Origin of the sequence: Insulibacter thermoxylanivorax, from assembly GCF_015472005.1 — a bacterium.
GTDB classification, from domain to species: Bacteria; Bacillota; Bacilli; order Paenibacillales; family DA-C8; genus Insulibacter; species Insulibacter thermoxylanivorax.
On sequence record NZ_BMAQ01000028.1, the window covers coordinates 20378 to 37501 of the forward strand.

General features: G+C 42.5%; 17 protein-coding genes and 2 pseudogenes. All 19 read left to right on the forward strand.

Going from position 1 to position 17124, the window contains the following annotated elements; all coding sequences use genetic code 11:
• The first annotated feature begins 76 nt into the window (after nt 1-76).
• The 19 genes and pseudogenes from PRECH8_RS10315 (at nt 77) to PRECH8_RS10400 (ending at nt 16742) form a co-directional block, all read left to right on the forward strand.
• Complete coding sequence (locus tag PRECH8_RS10315) at nt 77-943, forward strand: AraC family transcriptional regulator (protein WP_200967025.1); 867 nt, start codon at nt 77-79, stop codon at nt 941-943.
• Between the two features lie 412 nt (nt 944-1355).
• Nucleotides 1356-2240 (forward strand): HD domain-containing protein, encoded by an 885-nt coding sequence (locus PRECH8_RS10320; RefSeq protein WP_200967026.1) that lies wholly within the window; start codon nt 1356-1358, stop codon nt 2238-2240.
• Between the two features lie 58 nt (nt 2241-2298).
• The gene (locus PRECH8_RS10325; protein WP_200967027.1) at nt 2299-2844 is read left to right on the forward strand and encodes a hypothetical protein; all 546 of its coding nucleotides are present in this window, start codon (nt 2299-2301) and stop codon (nt 2842-2844) included.
• Between the two features lie 89 nt (nt 2845-2933).
• Nucleotides 2934-3476 (forward strand): P-loop nucleotide/nucleoside kinase family protein, encoded by a 543-nt coding sequence (locus PRECH8_RS10330; RefSeq protein WP_200967028.1) that lies wholly within the window; start codon nt 2934-2936, stop codon nt 3474-3476.
• A gap of 266 nt (nt 3477-3742) precedes the next feature.
• Nucleotides 3743-4300 carry an alpha/beta hydrolase gene (locus PRECH8_RS10335; protein ID WP_242457537.1) on the forward strand — a complete coding sequence of 186 codons (558 nt, stop codon included), beginning with the start codon at nt 3743-3745 and terminating at the stop codon, nt 4298-4300.
• A 137-nt stretch (nt 4301-4437) separates the two neighbouring features.
• Nucleotides 4438-4806: a hypothetical protein gene (locus PRECH8_RS10340; protein WP_200967029.1), complete on the forward strand. Its 369-nt coding sequence runs from the start codon at nt 4438-4440 to the stop codon at nt 4804-4806.
• A gap of 537 nt (nt 4807-5343) precedes the next feature.
• Entirely contained in the window at nt 5344-6399 is a 1056-nt protein-coding gene (locus tag PRECH8_RS10345) for an ABC transporter permease (protein WP_200967030.1), read from the forward strand.
• Entirely contained in the window at nt 6396-7640 is a 1245-nt protein-coding gene (locus PRECH8_RS10350) for an ABC transporter permease (protein WP_200967031.1), read from the forward strand. The genes PRECH8_RS10345 and PRECH8_RS10350 overlap by 4 nt, the downstream gene beginning before the upstream one ends.
• Entirely contained in the window at nt 7637-8308 is a 672-nt protein-coding gene (locus PRECH8_RS10355; RefSeq protein ID WP_200967032.1) for an ABC transporter ATP-binding protein, read from the forward strand. Before PRECH8_RS10350 ends, PRECH8_RS10355 begins: the two co-directional genes overlap by 4 nt.
• The gene (locus PRECH8_RS10360; protein ID WP_200967033.1) at nt 8298-8696 is read left to right on the forward strand and encodes a hypothetical protein; all 399 of its coding nucleotides are present in this window, start codon (nt 8298-8300) and stop codon (nt 8694-8696) included. The genes PRECH8_RS10355 and PRECH8_RS10360 overlap by 11 nt, the downstream gene beginning before the upstream one ends.
• Before the next feature lie 265 nt (nt 8697-8961).
• A pseudogene (locus PRECH8_RS10365) lies at nt 8962-9321 on the forward strand (VanZ family protein); the annotation flags it as partial.
• A 39-nt stretch (nt 9322-9360) separates the two neighbouring features.
• Nucleotides 9361-9762, forward strand: a complete 402-nt coding sequence (locus PRECH8_RS10370) for a nuclear transport factor 2 family protein (protein ID WP_200967035.1) — start codon at nt 9361-9363, stop codon at nt 9760-9762.
• Between the two features lie 102 nt (nt 9763-9864).
• On the forward strand, nt 9865-10269 hold the full coding sequence (locus tag PRECH8_RS10375) for a GNAT family N-acetyltransferase (RefSeq protein WP_242457538.1): 405 nt from the start codon (nt 9865-9867) through the stop codon (nt 10267-10269).
• A gap of 17 nt (nt 10270-10286) precedes the next feature.
• Nucleotides 10287-10898: a hypothetical protein gene (locus PRECH8_RS10380; RefSeq protein WP_200967036.1), complete on the forward strand. Its 612-nt coding sequence runs from the start codon at nt 10287-10289 to the stop codon at nt 10896-10898.
• Between the two features lie 289 nt (nt 10899-11187).
• Nucleotides 11188-13110, forward strand: a complete 1923-nt coding sequence (locus PRECH8_RS14540; RefSeq protein ID WP_242457539.1) for a DUF7305 domain-containing protein — start codon at nt 11188-11190, stop codon at nt 13108-13110.
• 38 nt (nt 13111-13148) lie between these two features.
• Nucleotides 13149-13400, forward strand: a pseudogene (locus PRECH8_RS14795) (VWA domain-containing protein); the annotation flags it as partial.
• A gap of 150 nt (nt 13401-13550) precedes the next feature.
• Nucleotides 13551-14360, forward strand: coding sequence for a hypothetical protein (locus tag PRECH8_RS14550; protein WP_371871205.1), 810 nt, complete (start codon nt 13551-13553; stop codon nt 14358-14360).
• A 354-nt stretch (nt 14361-14714) separates the two neighbouring features.
• Nucleotides 14715-15884, forward strand: coding sequence for a polymorphic toxin-type HINT domain-containing protein (locus PRECH8_RS10395; protein WP_242457540.1), 1170 nt, complete (start codon nt 14715-14717; stop codon nt 15882-15884).
• A gap of 564 nt (nt 15885-16448) precedes the next feature.
• On the forward strand, nt 16449-16742 hold the full coding sequence (locus tag PRECH8_RS10400) for a hypothetical protein (protein ID WP_200967037.1): 294 nt from the start codon (nt 16449-16451) through the stop codon (nt 16740-16742).
• Nucleotides 16743-17124 lie beyond the last annotated feature (382 nt).

Sequence of the window (17124 nt, forward strand, 5' to 3'; positions counted from 1 at the left end):
GATAAATTTTACTGAAGAAATGTCGAGTGAAGTGCCGAACCTTCTGTTAAGATCCATATAGGAAAGGGGTGAAGCAGTGCTTAAAGAGTTGAATCAAGTGATGGATTATATCGAGCAGCACTTAACAGAGGAGATCTCTCTTGAGGAAATATCCCGATACGCCGGAGTGTCGGATTATCATTTTCGAAAAATCTTCTATTATCTATCCGGCATGACCTTGAGTGAATACATCAGGAACAGGCGGCTGTCAGAAGCCAACAAAGATCTGTTAAATAAAGAAAGTGTCACGGATGTCGCCTACAAATATGGCTATGAATCCATCGATGGTTTCACTCGGGCCTTTAAAGCGTGGAGCGGATTCTTGCCGTCGGAGGTTGCCAAAACAGGCGTCAGCAAGATGTTCCCCAAGCTTTCATTCTATATCGATGTAAAAGGAGGACAAAGTATGGACTATAAGATCGTGGAGATGCCGGCTTTTAAATTTGCAGGAGTCAGCAAACGGGTGCCCATGCAGTTTGAAGGTGTGAACCAAGCCATCGTTGACTTGGCTAACAGTATCACGCAAGAGAAAAGAGAAGCGATGCATGCCTTGCAAAACATAGAGCCTCGTGAGATCGTAAATGTTTCCTACGAGCATGACTATCAATTTATGAAGGATGAGGGGGAACTGACTCACTTAATCGGCGTTCTAACAACGGAAGACGAGGTGAGCGATCTTCTGGATGTGCTCGAAGTTCCGGCATATACATGGGCTGTCTTTCCCAATGAAGGTCCGTTCCCTGATACTTTGCAGCAGACCTATGCCCGAATTTATTCCGAATGGCTGCCTGCCTCGGATTATGAAGTCATCCAAGCACCTGCATTTTCTTTTACAAAGTTCAATGAGGATCAGCCGGGGGATGCTTACAGTGAAGTATGGATGCCTGTTCGTAAGAAGGGGTAGAGGATGGTTGGTTTCTTAATTCAAACACCTGTCATGAGACAGGTGTTTTTTCGTTAAAGGAAGGTCTTGTGAAGCAATAGATCGTCTCCTTTTTTTTACAAAGGATTTGCTTTATCAACCCTAATCGTTGAAATTCAACCTAATAAATGTGTATAACATAGGTGATAAGAAGGAGGTGGTACAAATGGACCGTGATATAAATAATGCAAAGAGACTATTAGCCATGATCGAGATTTTAGAACAATATACGGATGAAGAGCATGAGAGAAGAAATAAGAAAGATGCAAAAAATCTATGAATAAAACTTTCGAAATTTTTAGACATCTCAAGTTGTCAAATACTTGATCACCTCTTGTGGTTTAATAACAATAGAAATCCAATAGATTCTAACAGCTAATATAGGAGAGATGATATGGAAGATTTGATTGAGAAAGCCATTATTTTTGCAGCCAAGGCGCATGGAGGCCAGACCAGAAAAGGAACCAATATTCCTTATATCACGCATCCATATGCGGTTGGCATGTATCTGCTTAAAGCGAAGTGCTCGGAGGAAGTCATCGCGGCAGGAATCTTGCATGACACGCTGGAGGATACCGACACGACATTTGAGGAATTGGCTGCAGCGTTTGGCGTGAGGGTCGCAAACCTTGTTGCAGCAGCATCTGAGAATGATAAGAGTTTACCGTGGGAAGCTAGAAAACAGCAAACCATCGATCATTTGAAACAAGCATCCCTGGAAGAGATTCAAGTGATTACAGCCGACAAATTACATAACTTGAGATCCATTCGAGCGGATCTTCATCTCCATGGCAATGAGATATGGGAACGTTTTAAACGGGGAAAACGAGAACAACATTGGTATTACGCCGGGATTGTGAAAGCGTTAACAGCAAGGAACTTGCGATTCCGTTTGATTCGAGAACTAAGAGAGGAAGTAGAGGTGGTTTTCGGATCCTTAGAAATGCTTACTGAAGAAGAAATTGATCTGCTTTTCTCTTGCGCATATTTGCATATAAGTGAGGAGATTAGAGAGGAATTAGCTGCTAGACATCTGATTTCGTTGGCGGAATCTGTCATCCGCGAAGCCGAAAAGATCTACCGGAATCAACATGAGCTTACAACGTACGAACTTGTAACGGCGAAATTAGAAGATCTCCATTCCAGGGGAATCAAGTTCGAAACGAATTCGGAAGGGCCGTTTATACTGGCATCCTTTTGTATCGCCTTGCAAAACAAAATGCAATGGTCGGATCAAGAACTGTATAAGCACTTTAAAAGGAATGCCGCCAGACTATAAAATGTGATTCCTATTCGAAGTGAGGCGTGGTTATGCGCGATTATGAGAAGATTGTTTATTGAATGATTATAAGAATAAGAAGATTGCGGAAAGAATTCGAAAGGATCCTGACAGCTATGAATATTGCATCATTCCCAATTATGAAGATCAACTCATATTCACACGCGCAGAGTGTATCCAGATAGGCGATTGTTATGCTAACCTCATTAAGAACGGCGATCATTATGTTTTGGTTTCGGTTTTATTCCATGAGGAAGATTGGAGCATTCAGGCAATCGTCGATTGGGTCAAACATTTTGGCGTAACCGTACACCCGCCAACTACATCGGTGATCGAAATCACGCAAGCTGAGGATATTTATGAAGCTGTAAAGTTCCGAGGGCATGCGGTCATCATGTATGCACGCGGTACAAAAACCATCTCATTAGATCCGAACGAACTTGAAGAAATAACTGAACGATATCAGAGATTCGAAAGAATCAATAATACCGCTTGGGCGGAACCTGTGGAATTAGATGAAACCTATCCTTATCCCGATCCGGATGATATGCTCGATCGTGTTTACCCGTATCCGCCGGAAGATGATGATTTGGATGTTGAGTAATGGGGCAAGCCCTTTGGCGGCTGCCCTCCTTTATTTTAATGTGCATAACAATTAGGAATAAAGGTAATGAACATAACGGCAGGTGAATCATGGTGGATCTTAATAGGGGAATCTATATTATCACAGGGATCATGGCTTCGGGGAAGACGACGATTGCGCAGCTGCTGGCGGAGCAGTTTGATAAGAGTGTACACGTCCATGGGGATGTGTTTCGAAAGATGATCGTCAAGGGAAGACTGGAGATGACACCGGATTATTCTGAACATGCGTTGGAACAATTGAAGCTTCGCTACCGTCTAACAGCCCAAACAGCGGAGATGTATTACAAAACCGGATTTACCGTTGTTGTGCAGGATAATTATTTGGGAGATATGGTACATTGGTTTCTTGACCAATTTGAATCCGAGCCTATTTACTACATTACATTAAATCCGAGCGTCGAAGCAGTTAAAGCAAGAGAGAAACATCGGAATAAGAAGGGTTATATCACCTGGGATGTTGAAACGCTTCATGAATCGCTGAACAAAGAAAACCCAAGGATCGGACTCTGGATCGACTCATCAGATTTGACCCCTGAAGAAACATTATCTGAGATCATCAAACGTGCAGGACGGGAGGCGAGAATGAAATAAAAAAATTATATACAATGGAGGTCTAAGAGACCTGTTTGAAACGAAGATCAGATGAGGCGCCGAAGTACTTATATGACGAAATGACCAGCGAAAAGAGGGGGCTCAATCAATGAAGAAGCATAAGCCCATTAAATGGGGGGGCGTCATTATTCCTTCTCATAGCAGCAATAGGTGGTATCTGGGGTCTATTAAGCAGTGAGGACGAGGAAGAACGGTTTAATCGATTAGAGATTGGCGGTAACAGTAATATTGAATTGTTAAACCAATTGAATGAAAACTGGACATTGCCAGAGGATTATATTCTTGAAATCATAGAAGTGGAAGGAATCACAATGGAATGGGTACAGCCAAGGGATACCATGCCTGATCGAGCAATTCTGCAGCTTCATGGCGGAGCTTATACTCGTTCTCTGGAGGACAATGGAATAACTTATCGGCGCGCTGCTGTACAATATTCCAAACTAAGCGGAGCTGGAGTATTGACGGTGGACTACCGAGTTGCTCCTGAACACCCGTTTCCAGCTGCATTAGAGGATGCATTGCTGGCGTATAAATGGCTGTTGGATGAGGGGTACCAACCAGAACATATCATTATTGCGGGTGATTCGGCCGGCGGCGGACTTACCCTTGCAATGACGCTTTATCTTAGAGATCATCAAATGCCCATGCCCGCGGCTTTGATCACGATGTCTGCGTGGACGAATTTAAATTATAAACGGTGGACACCCCCATATGTTGGTGACGAAAAGCAGGAGGAGATGAGGTTCTGGTTGATGATACCATTAGGGTTGCAGAAAAAGCTAAGGATGCAGGTGTTTATGTGAAGCAAACAATCTATCCTGATATGTTCCATGTCTTTCAGATGTTGTTTCCCGTGTTGCCTGAATCGAACACGGCTTGGCACGAAGTTGAGGAATTTATAAATGAGATCTACTCGAGTATGTTAGGAGATTAAATGATCATGCAATATCAACAAGAAGAATTGGCAAGAGCCGTGACCATACTAACGAATACCATTCACAACTGCGAAAAGATGCAGCGAAAATTCGCTGAGGGAACATCGCAGCATACGCTCTTAAAGAACAGAATCATAGCATTGAATATTTCCAAGGCGCTTCTGACCAACGATCGAACGATGACCTTCACGGTTGAAGAATTAAGGGAGGCCTTGCCGCCCGTAGTCTCCATCATCCATAAAACTGCAAGAGCACAGAATAAATATGAGGAAGGGAGTTCGCAATTCAAGCGCTTTGAACCCTTGATTCAAGCTATGCTCATCTCGAAGGCGTTCATCGAGCGGCGAATTGAAGCCCTGTCGGAACTGCGGTGATCATCATGAGTGCTCCAGAGAACGATAAGAGGAAATTCGGTACTTGTACAATGAACTCTGACGATCCGTCATCGCGGCACAGTAGATTGAACAAGAGAGATGAGATGCGTGAATAAGAATTTTGGATCAGCAGTCATTGAGAGAGTTCGTTTGTTTTTTGCTCTGCAGGCAGATAGAAGGGATCTTTTCGCAGTTCTTCGTTCTCCTCGAGCAACCTCTTTCTTTCGGTTTCCGCAAAACGAGCCATTAACAATTTGACCGTGATCTCTTCATATTGTTCCTGAAGGATCCTCATTCATAGGCTGATATGGCCTACTCGCCTTCACTGTTCTCAACTCCCTGTGACAAACGATAAGCCTCTACGCCAATATATTCCAGAATTATATACTAGAGATTAATAATTTATTAATTATTTGGAAATTGTGTCACATTTAAGGGGGTTCCTGCGTCATACAAACTAGACAACATACATACTAGACAACAGGATACGAGTAGAAACATAGCTATCTATACTTTCTTGCTAAGGTGGGAAATGGGTTGTTTGCAATGTTGAAGAGATATTCCTTCGTCAGCTTGTTGATCATAACTTGCTTCTTAAGCGCCTTTGTCGCCCTGTATCACGGTGTAACTTCTATGTTACAGATCATGCGGATGATTCAGGAGGAAAACGAATATCAGTATTTGCATACGGTTAAAGTTACGATCATGCTGACGGAGCCATTAGATGTCGAGGCGCTGTTTCAATTGGTGGAGGGAATAGAAACGGGGAATATCGTTATCGTCGATTACGACCAGTTTCTATATTTTGATCAGCTGGATGGCATGTTTCTGCCGACTATTATTCTCAAGTTGAACGAGCCGCTGTCGATCCCCTCCTCAAAACCGCTGCATGGCATACCTAAGGGATCGCTGATTATCTCATCGACTAGGTTGGATGGTAATCAACAGTTGAGCATCAAAGAGAGAACCTTAGAACTTTACGAAGTGATTAACGGCGAAACGCACCCATTTTTCAACAGCACCTTAATCAATGCTGAGGACTATTTTGACCTTTATCCAAACAGTCTCACCAAAGACCTTCAGATAGACCTCTATCTAGGGTCAAATCATCATGATCTGTATCAAGCCTATGCCAAGATGGAAGAGAACCTGCAGCAACTGGTGCCGGACGCACGAATCTTCGCAACCGAAATAAGCACTCAGACCAATCCGTTTCAGGCGATTTTGACACAAGGTAATATTTTGTTTATTGGACTGTTCGGCTTTGCTTTACTGAATACGATCATGATCTCTTACTACTGGATCATCGTGCGACGGCGTGAAATCGCGATTCGCAAGGCATTCGGCCATACCAATCTGTCTATTATGAAACTGTTAGCCAAGGAACTGGCCGGCCTAATTGGGCTTTCCGCACTAATCAGTTTTACCGTGCAAGTGCCCTTTTCCTTCCATGAGACAATCAACTTTCTGGAGCTGTTTTGGCTGGCGACCGTATTTATAGGGGCCGTTGCGCTGGCTGTCGTGATTGCGATGATCGTGCCGGCTGGCCATATTATGAAAATCCAACCTGCTGAGGGGATGAAGCGATCATGAAACTAGCGATACAATCGATGCTTCATAACAAAGGCAGAACGCTTCTGATCTTGTTGCTCAGTTTTCTGTCTTTTGTCCTTGCCTTGCTTACAATAACCCATGCGTTTGCCTTTCGCACGCAGAAGAAAATGATCCTCGACTTGTTCTTGACGGATCTGGAGGAGACCTATCAACTCAATTTCTTAGTGGAAGATATGTATGCGGCGGGGGAAACCATCTACGAATATAAAAAGCGAATAGCCGAGAACCCCCAATATGTAAGCGGAGGCTATGATGTAACGGGAGTCTACTTTGATGAATTGGCTGATCATGCTGAATACCTCGCGTTGAATCAGAGGAAATATGCTGGGACTTTCAGAGAACAGGCGCCTCTGATCGCGGAAACGGTTTTTATCGATCCGGCCATATTGGACATCATTTCTTTCCCGCTTCAGCCGTCGGACTTTTCCCTTATTGAGCAGGACGGGGAACGTTATCTTCCTCTCTATTTGGGAGCTGACTTTAAATCGGTGTTTGCGCTGGGAGAGGTCCTGACCTTGTCACATAACGGAGCCCGCTATATGGTCAAAGGTTACCTTGACCGGGGAACCGTATGGTTGAATGATGATCTGACCATGCCCCCTATAACTCTAGATCACAAATTTTTGACTCCTTATTCTGACGCTGATCGCTTTGACTTTATGACCCAATTGTCAACTTCGGGTAAATTCATGGTCATCAGCAACGATCCTGCTTCACAAGTCAGCGATCACCTGCAGGAATTGACAAAGGATCTGGATATGAAGGTCGCAGTTAAACCGATGAGCGAGAACATGGAAGAGTGGTCCCATATCAACGAAAAACTTCAAAGGCGCCAAATATTCTTAGCAGGTATCGTCCTTCTCTGTTCTGCCTTGTCGATAATCTCTACACTGACCGTTTCTATTCTGCTCAGGAAGAAAGAATTTGCGATCCGCATCGCATTTGGCGCAACCAAACGTGAACTGATGATAGGCCTGCTCATTGAAGTGCTGATTGTACAAACCATCGCTGCCATCGTCTCGCTTGCCTATGTCTATTCCGTTAACATGAGTCCGCTTACGAAGGATTTTCATCAGGTTTATCTGATCACCTTAGGTTCGTATTCACTGACCGCTTTAATGTTGTTGATGATTCTTTTCTTATTCATCGTGCTGGTCGTACCGCTATCCATCTTATCTAGATATGAAGCAGCGCCTTTGATGAAGGAGGAAACCGCGTGATTCAGCTAAAACATGTCACGAAGGAATATCAGATTGGGGATGACGTAATTAAGGCATTGGACGATATTACCCTCGATATTCAAGCGGGTGAATTTATCGCGATCATGGGCGTATCAGGATCGGGTAAATCTACGCTGTTAAATATCCTAGGTTGTATGGACCGGCCGTCATCGGGTGAATATTTTCTGGACGGGGTATCGGTCAACCGTCTGAACGACCGGGAGCTTAGCCGGATCCGCAATCGCAAGGTGACCTTTGTCTTTCAACATTTTGCGTTGATGGAAAAGTACACAGCTTATGAGAATATCGAACTTCCCTTGCTGCAGAGAAGATTGTCCAGATCCGAGCGGCGAAAGACGATCATCCAGGCCGCCAGTCAGTTGGGCATTGAAGATCAGTTATCGAAACTTCCGAAACAGATGTCCGGCGGTCAGCAACAACGCGCAGCGATCGCTAGAGCCTTGGCCAGCGGAGCTGAGATCTTGTTAGCCGATGAACCTACCGGAGCACTGGATCGCAAGACCGGCGAAACACTGATGTCGATCTTCCATGAACTTAATCAGCAAGGCAAAACCATCATCATCGTCACCCATGATCCGATGGTTGCCCAATATGCCTCGCGCACGATCTATCTTTCTGATGGGAGGATTGATCAGTATGCCGTCTAAACGGAAAGCTGTTATGATGATTTGTATTTATATAAGCCTGTTGCTCATGTTGTTCTCTGGTTGTTCTGAGTCCAATTCAACCAATAATCATTATAGTTATACTTCTACAAGGAACTTTTATCGGGATGAGTATGATCCCCAATATCGTCACTACGACGATATTATTCCTGTCGACAAAACGACGTCTAAGGCGATTGAGATAGCAAGCCATGTCTCTTCGGGAGCGATCATCGTTCAAGTTTTTGATCCGGAAGGTCAAGAAGTACTAACGCTATCGATTGACAAACCGACAAGAGAAAGCATCCCTATAGATGAAAAATACGGCGAATGGAAAGTGCGGATCAGCATCGATGAGGATACGGAAGGCAGCATTACGGTAGCGAATTGAAGTTCTCCCAGGGGCCAAATTTTTCGCTTCCTTTGAAATGAAAATACTAAATTTTCCGTTACATTATTCTAATACAGAACGTCTATGTATTAAGGAGAAAAATCATAGGCAAATGAAAAGAACACTCTCTTTTTGGAAGTTCATATTTGTTGTCTATGTTCTTGGGCTATTGTGGTTTGTTGTCATTAAACCGAATGGAATGACAAGCAGAATGGAGTCAATCCTAGAACATAGGAACTAAGGGCATTGGAATTACAATCTCGTACCTTTCCGAAGCATATTTGATTATATGGAGATGAATTTGTTTCATTCATCGGTTTCTTTCAAGAATCTTATTGGCAATATTGCAGCTTTCGTACCCTTAGGATTCTTAATTCCTGCAATTTCTACTAGGTTAAGGAAGATTTCTAAAGCTCTTTTGGTTTGCCTGATCTGCATCATTGGGATCGAGATCTTCCAGTTTGTTGCGATGATTGGCTATTTTGATGTGGATGATATCATTCTCAATATGCTTGGCTGTTTCATGGGATACCTGGTTTACAGCGGGTTTAGGCTTGTCGTGGACGCATATGCTTCTAAGCGGAAGGAAAGAATAAGCCGAGGGCTGGAAAAACAAAGGCTATAAATCGGATGAACGATAAACCACAAGAGAGGGCGAACATGGATGACGAATGAACTTAAACTCACCGTACCCGAAGATTGCGGCAATGCGCCCAGGAAACTTGTTCTTAGAGACTTTAACACAGCGTTAGTTACCAAGGACTATACCTTTATACTAGACACCATAGCTGATGATATTACATGGACAATTGTCGGTGATGAAACCGTGAGTGGTCAAGAGGCATTTATACGCAAGTTGGATGAACTGCACCAAGATCAAGCGCAGGAACTGGTGATCAATTATATCATTACTCACGGCTATACTGCTTCTGCGAATGGCAAAGTGATCGGGCATGAGCAATCCTATGATTTCTGCCATGTGTATAGATTTGCCGGGGCCAGCAAGACGGCTAAGATGAAGGAGATTACATCTTACTTGATCAGATCGGATCTTTATTCCATTTAGATTTCTATTATTTCTGCAACTGGGAACATCAGCAGCTGAATTCGGAGGTGAATTCCGATCGAAATCATAGAAATCAAAGAAAACAAAAAGCGGTATCTTGATTTGCTGCTTCTGGGTGACGAGCAAGAGGATATGATCGATCGTTATCTGGATAGAGGTACTATGTACGCTCTGGATGATCACGGTGTGAAAGCGATCTGTGTCGTGACGGATGAAGGGGACGGCATTTTGGAGATCAAGAATATCGCGACACACCCTGATTATCAGAGAAAAGGGTACGGCAGGGCGCTCATACAGTTCTTGATTGACACATACAAAGACACCTATCGCATCTTGCAGGCGGGTACCGGCGACAGCCCCTTGACAGTTCCCTTCTATGAACGGTGCGGGTTTAAGCGCACGCACATCATCAAAAATTTCTTCATCGATCACTATGACCATCCCATATATGAAGGGGGAATTCAGCTTATCGATATGGTCTATCTGCAGCTTCCGCTGCAGGAATAAAATTGGAGGAGGACATCTTGAAAAGATTTTATCATATTTCGGATAATACACTTAACAGCCGTGGATGGTTATATGCTTATAAGATTTATCCATTGTCGGAAGAACAGGTTAATGATTGCCAAGTGTGCGGGCGTATTGGCCGGTATCCTAAACGGGAATTCGCCGTTGATGTTGAGGGCGGCAAGAAATTTCCCGACTTTATGATGTGCGCCGCATATCCTCTGATGATTGTAAGCAAGGACGTGATCGATGCCTGGAAGACAGAGGGCATAAGCGGCTTTTCGGCTTATCCTGTAACGGTCCGCAATATGTCATCTCCAAAGGAATATTATCATGTAGTTGTTGAGGGGAGATGTGAACCGGACCTGGAAAAAATGGGATTCAAAATCGTCAAACAATGCGAAAGTTGTTCAGCAGTGACTTATGACAAACCTATTTGGTCAAATGATAACTTCGCAATAAAAGAAGAAACGTGGGATGGGAAGGATCTCTTTACCGCGAGGTATTTTCCCGCTATAGTATTATGCAGCGAAAGAGTACTCGAGACGGCCAAAAAGTACAAGCATACCAATTGCCGAATTGTGCCTTTAGAAGATGCACAAAAAATTGGCGTAAAATCATTAGTTTAATTAGAGCAGACCTTGGGAGCTTCAGCCTCAAGGTCTGTTTGCTATTAAAATACTTGCGATGGAACAACTATTAATGCACGAGTGGGATGATGAGAATCTAGAGCAAGAGATGTTTGTGCAAACTTAATTAGACTTTCCTCCTCCAACTTGTAAACACAACCAATAATTTAAAATATATAATAACTACTCCTAAAGTAACCCATATGCAGTAATACACTTGTATTATACCCAGAACAAATCAAAATTGGTATAATAATACTCCTTAAGCAACGTTATGGGAGGATTGCATATGTTTAGAAGATGGTTCTCAGTATTTCTCATTCTATTGCTTTTCAACATGAGTTTACCAATTTCCATTTTTGCTGATGATCAGAACAGCTCTGCGCCTATACCTATAGAATCATCAAGCGATATTCCTGTTACATGGGACTATGTGTTGTTCTCTGGCAGTAACACTCATCCTATAAGCATTCAAAGCTCCTCAACTTATATCTTTGGAAATGTGTTCTCCAATCATAACTTTGTACACCGAGGCTCTGATCTGCAAGTGTATGGCGCGATCAATACAGTAGGAATCGTGGAATCACAGCATGGACAGATCGATCTCAGGAGTCAACGTGAAGAAGTCAATCCGATACCGATGCCTGACCTGAGCGGAGTTATTCGATCCTTTGTCGAGTTAGATGCAGATGTCTATCACCAGGATAAGCAATTCAATGGCAATTACCTGCAAGTAGAACGTTCAATGATTGTTGATGGGAATGTCACCTTCAATGGCACAACCTTCGCAGGGAAGAATTACATTGTCGCTTCCGGTGACATAACCTTTAATGTTTCGACCCTGGAATCTCTTCATGATGAACCATTGATTCTCTACTCCGAGAATGGTGACATTACCATACGTTCTAGCCAGGATAAATTTCGTGGAATTATCTATGCACCTAACGGAACTGTACAGATTCACACCTCAAATTTTGAATTAGTTGGACGTATCATTGCCGATCACATTACGCTGAACGGCAGTAATTTTGAGATTCTAGAACAGTATGACGATCTCAGTCTATTAAATGGATTTTCTCAAGTGATGGCTTGCCATGATCGTTACTATGATCTTATGAGTGAAGTTCCTTTTAACGACTATAATACTCCGTCCAACAACGCAACCATGTATGAGATTCGCGAACTTCAATTCCAAGTGTCGCGAGCAATGGAAACAGACATGGTGCAAGCCCTGTTGCTTTGTCATGCTGTGTTGGAGAAGGTGAATGAACTAAAAGAAGAACTCGTTCAGGAACAACTTCTGCTGGAGCAAATTGCCGCAGATCCCTTAGGAGATTACGACGGGGATGGACTTCTGAATGGTTTTGAACTGGAGATGCTGAGCAACTATACGAATCCTTTGCTTTATGATACGGATGGGGACGGCATCCCTGACGGCGAGGAAGATCCAGATCAAGACGGCCTCAGTAACCTAATGGAACAAGAACTTGGGACGGATCCATTATCCGCGGATACCGATGGGGACGGTTTAAAGGACGGCAGTGAGGTTCGCTTAGGGACGGATCCCCTATCCGTAGATACGAACGGCAACGGCTTGATCGACAGCGAAGAAATCTATACACAGACGATCCTTGGGCCAATACCGGATGTAAAGCTGGAGATCACAGCAATCGGGGATATTTCAGAAGCGGTCTATATCTATGATGCTACGAGCAACATTGTTGCTGATCATGAATACTCTGTCACCGACAGCGTATATTCCGTTTCAGGACTTTATGAATTTAGAAGCGAACTTCCTTTCGAACGGGCCAGAATCCATCTTCCAGTCGATCTGGACAAGCTCGGTGATCGCGAGATCGAACATGTGAAGATGGTGTATTTTGATGAAGAGCTCATGACCTTTATCCCATTGGAGAAGCAAGGTGTCGATCCTGCTACAGGAACCGTGTGGGGTGAGACGGATCATTTCTCCTTGTATACTTTGTTCTATCTGCCAAACTTAGGTGCGATTTGGCAGGTGCCGTTCATATCGGGGGATCGTGAGAGTAATACGGAGATCATCTTCCTCGATGTGATGTTCGTAATTGATTCATCTGGCAGCATGGATTGGAATGATCCGAATGATTACCGGAAGACGGCTGCGAAGAATTTCGTCGACGGCTTAATTCCCGGTACTAGAGTAGGGGTAGCGACTGTGATCGCGCGGGAGTAGTAGACTTCGACAGTTATGCAACCTTAACCCAATCCCTAACGGATGACTTCGAACGAGTGAAAGCTGCAATCGATCGAATCGATGCTTCTGGCGGTACGAATATTGGAGCAGGCGTTAATGCGGCGAACAATGAGCTGATTCGCAACAGTTCCGATGATCGGATTAAGATTCAGATTCTGTTAACCGATGGTGATGGATCATATAGTCACAGTTATACGACTAATGCCTTTGAGAACGGCATCGTCATCTACACAATTGGTTTAGGCAGCGGCATTAATGAAAACTTACTTAAGGAGATCGCAGGAAGAACGGGAGGCCAATACTTCCATGCCTCAGGAGCCGAGGATCTGCCGATTGTCTTCGACCGGATTCGCGATATCGTGAATGAACAAGAAGATACGGATGGGGATGGCATCCCGGATATCGTGGAAATACAGGGGATGCGTGTAGGTTTATTCTACGACAAGTTAATCTATACCGATCCGTATAATCCTGATACCGATGGGGATGGGCTTTTAGACGGTGAAGAAATTGGAGAGGCCATCGAGATTAATATATTGGGTCATACCCATCGCTATTATCCGATGTACAGTAATCCGACCATGTATGATACGGATGGGGATGGGGTCAGCGATTATGATGAGCGGCGCATCTATGGAATAGATCCATTTTCGGTAGACACGGATTATGATGGGCTGTCTGATGGTTTCGAAGTAAACTATGTTCCGCCCAGCGCCACTCAACAAAACGATCTAATAATAAATCATACCTTTGATATTGATATCGAGAAACTTTTTATTAAGCCATGGTTATTTGACTCGGATGGAGATGGTATCTCTGATTGGGATGAAATTTTTGGCGAACATTTAGAGCCTAAAAGACCGGATACCATCATCAAAGGTATGGAAGAGTATCGAATTAAATCTAATGTAGAACTTAGCGGCCGAGTACATGTATATAGCCCAATAGTAGTTGAAAAATCCGGAACATTAAATATTTTACCGGGCACAGAAATATTCTCATATATACCAGAAAACAAACCCACGATACAAGTATATGGCAAGCTGAACATTGGAAGTAGAGAGGCAACCAGCGATATAGATAAGGTCTCTTTCAAATATGTGCAATTGGAAGAAAATAAATATTGGAAATATTGGAGCGGGATCATTGCATATGACGGTGCTGAACTAAACATAGTTAATACATTTATTCATCATGCAAAACATGGGCTATGGTTGAACGGCGAGTAACAGCTAACATACACAAGAGCGCGATCTCCTCCAACCATGATGCATCCATTATTATTCCACAATTTTCGTATAATGGCCTTAAATACTATAATGAACCTAGATTAGTGGTCACAGAAACAGGATTTTATGATCGCATTCTTGTGGATAATGCTGTATATGCCTCCATATATGACAGCTTCTTCGATAACACTTCCTTATATATTGTGCCGCCCAATGAAGGTGTAGATATAGGAGTATATCGATCTGAGTTTAAAAATTCTTATGGTGATTCAGAAGCTGCAGTCTACTTAAATGAATATGGGAAAGCATACCCTTATCTGGAATTAGTAGACACTAAGATTAGGCAGAGTAAGATTGGCCTGCAAACAACGGGAGGATGTTTACGCAAGCATTATAGGCGGGGGATTCTACCATAACGATGTAGCCATTCATGCAGGGGATTTTGGCGAAATTGACGTAGATGTATCCGTTGAGTTTATTGGGAATGGAACCAACATCAATATTGCTAAAGCAGGCTGGAAAACCCCATATTTTGTAGCCAAAGGTATCGTATTAGAGATCAGCGGGGATATTATATACTTAATACCAGATATGTTTGAGTTCGCTGGCGCTATTGCTCGCGGGGAGGTTACGTTTGAAACCTTAAAGGCTGCATTAGGGAATTTGTGGGACTCTTATGAGGACAGCTTTAATAATCTCAAGAATAATTATTCACGAGTGCTAAGCGGTCAAGCTACGAAGTTCGAAGCGGAGCAATATGGCAGAGAATTGGCTCTTGTAATCGAAGTAATATCGGTCGCTAAGGCTGCAGCGAAGATAGGATATAAAGGATTAAAGGGCATTGTTGACGATGTTGATAATTTAAAGAGAAGAGCTGTCCCTTGTAATTGTTTCGTAGCAGGTACCCTTGTTCTAACCGAAGAAGGGGAGAAACCTATCGAGGAAATTGAGGTTGGGGATAAGGTTCTCTCTAAGTCTGACCTGACCGGAGAGGTCGCATACAAAGAAGTAACAACTCTTTTCCAAAGACAAGCTGAGGAAATTTATTCGATCTATGTCGGAGATGAAATCATAGAAGTTACGGGAGAGCATCCGTTTTGGTTACATGATAAGGGTTGGACATTAGTTCAAGATTTACAAGTTGGCGACTTGCTCGTTTCGAGTGATGGAACTATATTAGTAATAGATCAAATTGAAAAAGAGTTACGACAAGAGACGGTTTATAATTTTGAGGTCAAAGATTATTCATCATATTTTGTTTCAAAAGATGGAGTTTGGGTACACAATTCAGATGAGTGCGCAGTCCCAGTTCCTAAAAATCGAAACGGGCTTAGAAGAGCTATGGGAGAAAAGCCGTACGATAATGCCCTTGCGCATCATGGATTGCCTTGGAAATATCGTGAATGGTTTGCTAAACGAGGGCTTGATGTAAATGATCCGCAATTCGGCTCTTGGGTACGCGGCTTACAGTTCATTCTAGCAAAAAAAAATACTAAGAAGGGAGACCCTCTCACGCAGCTTTAATCAGAAAAACCGTAGCCGTTATATGGCTACGGTTTTATCCATCTCCATGAGTAGGCGGCTCTGAAAAAAAGGCAAGGATCCCTGGCGGGGATCCGCAGGCTTTTTTTCTACCCCTATATAGCATCACGAATAAACAGTACGATGGCCTTAATAACCCTGTACAAAAAAATGATGCAGCTGATCCCAAACGTGATATAAAGACCTAAATATGCATAATCTTCTACATTTGTATAGCCAAGGTTGAAATAGTCTGGAACAGGAGTATCAGGTTTGATATCTGTAAAAAAATTAATGTAAATGATCACAGCTATATATAAAAATACCCAAATAAATCCCGTCCACTTTAAAATGCGATAAAGCGGTTTGGCTAGTACGAGCAATAGATAAATACATAAGATATATGGCAATAATACTAATTGGACAATAGGCATCATTATCATCACAATATCTAATAAGTGTAGTTACTTAATTATAATCGATTTTACTAGAAACATCTATAGTTTATTGTAAAAATATGAAATAATTAAGTAAATTCAATCAATTCAGAGATCGGAGGTAATGGTGATGGATCGTGAATTAATAATCGAAAGAATTATGAATGATTTGAACGTAAAACGTGAGATTGCAAATGTCTATTACAGTGATTTAGAGAAATTACCTATTGATCTAAAAGAGAAGTTAATAGATTACTTAAAAACAGGAATAATTCCTGATTGCTCAGAATCCGGAGTAAGTATAAATGACATATTATCGAAAGGTGGAACAAGTATATATACAGCATTTTTACATTTGAATTCATTCAGAAATAATCCACATTTGGCGGAATCATTTATGAAACTTAAAGTTAGATTTAGGTGATCAGTAAAATGTCAATACTTAACCGATTAATAAGAGATGATAGTTCGAGTGTAAGAAAGTATCCTGATATACTACATTCAAAGAAATGGAGTATATCATCGATTAATGAAAGAAAAAAAGCATTAGAACAATTAGAACATGATATGGCTAGGAAGCAAGGTAGAGAACCAGTAAAGATTGTATATAAACCTAAATTTCGAAAGTAACATGCTCTAAAAACATGAAAAGTGCCCCGAAACTTTGGTAGAATGGTGTTTACCTACAACATCACCCACAAAGAGAGGAGCACCCTTAAGGTGAAGTCTAACACAACTATTAGTAAAATGAAAACACAATTTTCGTTAGAGAATGCAACCAGCTGCGGCGGATTTAAGATTTTCTT

What these genes read in the sequence shown, in the direction of transcription:
- PRECH8_RS10320 (WP_200967026.1), top strand. Translation starts at nt 1,356, where the DNA reads ATGGAAGATTTGATTGAGAAAGCCATTATTTTTGCAGCCAAGGCGCAT.
- PRECH8_RS10330 (WP_200967028.1), top strand. Translation starts at nt 2,934, where the DNA reads ATGGTGGATCTTAATAGGGGAATCTATATTATCACAGGGATCATGGCT.
- PRECH8_RS10340 (WP_200967029.1), top strand. Translation starts at nt 4,438, where the DNA reads ATGCAATATCAACAAGAAGAATTGGCAAGAGCCGTGACCATACTAACG.
- PRECH8_RS10350 (WP_200967031.1), top strand. Translation starts at nt 6,396, where the DNA reads ATGAAACTAGCGATACAATCGATGCTTCATAACAAAGGCAGAACGCTT.
- PRECH8_RS10360 (WP_200967033.1), top strand. Translation starts at nt 8,298, where the DNA reads ATGCCGTCTAAACGGAAAGCTGTTATGATGATTTGTATTTATATAAGC.
- PRECH8_RS10370 (WP_200967035.1), top strand. Translation starts at nt 9,361, where the DNA reads ATGACGAATGAACTTAAACTCACCGTACCCGAAGATTGCGGCAATGCG.
- PRECH8_RS14540 (WP_242457539.1), top strand. Translation starts at nt 11,188, where the DNA reads ATGTTTAGAAGATGGTTCTCAGTATTTCTCATTCTATTGCTTTTCAAC.
- PRECH8_RS14550 (WP_371871205.1), top strand. Translation starts at nt 13,551, where the DNA reads ATGCGTGTAGGTTTATTCTACGACAAGTTAATCTATACCGATCCGTAT.
- PRECH8_RS10400 (WP_200967037.1), top strand. Translation starts at nt 16,449, where the DNA reads ATGGATCGTGAATTAATAATCGAAAGAATTATGAATGATTTGAACGTA.